The sequence below is a fragment of the Coleofasciculus sp. genome (assembly GCF_046565525.1).
Classification (GTDB): domain Bacteria; phylum Cyanobacteriota; class Cyanobacteriia; order Cyanobacteriales; family Coleofasciculaceae; genus Coleofasciculus.
The window spans coordinates 1-1,762 of the sequence record NZ_JBKHUP010000238.1 but is presented as its reverse complement, the minus strand read 5'-3'; the positions used below and the strand labels follow the sequence as shown (position 1 = coordinate 1,762).

General features: G+C 38.5%; 2 protein-coding genes and 1 rRNA gene. 1 reads left to right on the top strand and 2 read right to left on the bottom strand.

Annotation, left to right across the window (positions count from 1 at the left end; translation table 11 throughout):
* Positions 1-82: ribosomal RNA gene (gene rrf / locus ACLGGO_RS35445) — 5S ribosomal RNA — on the top strand; the annotation flags it as partial.
* Between the two features lie 115 nt (positions 83-197).
* Here the strand turns inward: rrf and ACLGGO_RS35440 are convergent.
* Entirely contained in the window at positions 198-803 is a 606-nt protein-coding gene (locus tag ACLGGO_RS35440) for a PAP/fibrillin family protein (RefSeq protein ID WP_446422830.1), read from the bottom strand.
* A gap of 5 nt (positions 804-808) precedes the next feature.
* Positions 809-1,672: a hypothetical protein gene (locus ACLGGO_RS35435; protein ID WP_446422829.1), complete on the bottom strand. Its 864-nt coding sequence runs from the start codon at positions 1,670-1,672 to the stop codon at positions 809-811.
* Positions 1,673-1,762: the final 90 nt, after the last annotated feature.

Here is a 1,762-nt window from a genome sequence, read left to right as displayed (position 1 = left end):
CATCCCGAACTCGGCTGTGAAACGTTGCTGCGGCGAAGATACTTTGGGGGTAGCCCCCTGGGAAAATAGCTCGATGCCAGACTTCTCATTTTATTAATAAAGCCCTCTTTTATTCAAAAAAAGAGGGCTTTATTGTTTGGGTAAGAACGCCAACAACGACTAGAGTTGTTAGTGACTGAATCTAGAACCTTAATTTTTTACGAAAAGCGATCGCGACGACGAAATACAAACAGATTGCCTGTTGCACCTCGTCCTACCCGGATTTCTGGATCGAGGTAGGAGGTTGTCCATAAAGCCTGATTGCGGAAAAATTCCCAGACTGGGATTTTCAATTCAGGAAGCCTCCAGTTTTCCAGACTAAAGGGTTTGGTTGCTTGTAGAGAGAATGCATTGAAGGTAACATTAGCAGTGCGATCGGGAGTATCCCACGTCCAAACGCCATCAGCTTGTAACCGCCACTCTCCTAGCAGAGGTAAGTCTAGAAATGCGCCGTTAGAGGCACAGATTTTCTGGGTATCACCTGCAACTAACGTTTGCCACACCCGTTTGATTTTTAGGGTTCCCCCCAAATCGGGAATTGATGCAAGCTGGCGGGTAACAACGGTTCCTCTTGAGGCGTAGATCAATTCCCAGTTACCGAGTAGAGAGGGGAGAGAATTGGGGTGGAGTGGGTTGGGAATGGGATTGAGGTTTTCGAGCTGGTATACAATTTCATTAATTGGCTCTCCATTTGCGGGAAAGAGGGCTTGCTGTAGCCCCAATGCTTCTATTCGTTGCAGGAGTTGTGTTTTTGTTGATGACATTTCGGCTAATCTAAGTAGCTATTAGCAATAGCGGCAAAATTTATATTTTTTAAACTAATATATCCCTCTAGGTACTCTGGCTCAACTTCCTTGAATATCCCCGAATCATTTTGATAGGAAGGTATCCAGAACTCACTCTTAATCTCTAAATCCTTAAAACTATCATTGCCACCAAAAAATTGCTGCAATAGATATTCATAGACAAATTGTTTTCTGATACTTTCTTCTTTAAAAGAACGGCGATTCTTAATATCGCGACAGTAGGCTAGGGATAAGTATTTTATATCAATCACTTTCAAAGAGCATACTTTGTTGCAAAAATTTGTAAATCCATCAATTAATTCTTGGCTTGTTAAAAATATTGTTTTACGTCTAAACAAGGAGTTATTAAAGACATTGTTTTGATTAAAACCAAACTCATCAAACAAAAATTTCTCAAATTGATTGGGAGTAAAGATGGCTTTATTTAAAGCCACGTAAAAAACGTGATTTAGCCTAAACATCATATCTAGCGATTTGAAACTTAACTGTTTAATATCTATTTCCCAAAAAGAATAAAAATTGCTAGGTAATTGGAAATTAATAATGAGTTGTTTGTTTTGAGTGTTATAAACTTTTTCTAACTCTTCAAAAGTATGGTGATATGTAGGTTGACCTTCATAGGCTATTTTTAATTCAACTTCAGAATCATCAGGTAACGCACAATTGAATGTAGTTTTATAGGTTAAGTCATCCCATGTCTTTTTTGTTAATTTTAAGAAATAAGTATTTTTTTCTTCACGCCTAAATTCATGGAAACCAGTAGAAAATACAACCGCATCTGGTACTAATCGCCTACCATTAATACTAAAGGCATTAGCTAGATCCACTATCTTGGTATTACTAGTGGTCTGTCAAGCCAAGTTTGACGGATAATAGAATTGTATATCTACCAATCCATAAGCTATGCCAGCCAAGCG

Coding starts and splice junctions, on each gene's coding strand:
- ACLGGO_RS35440 (WP_446422830.1), bottom strand. CDS start 803: ATGTCATCAACAAAAACACAACTCCTGCAACGAATAGAAGCATTGGGG.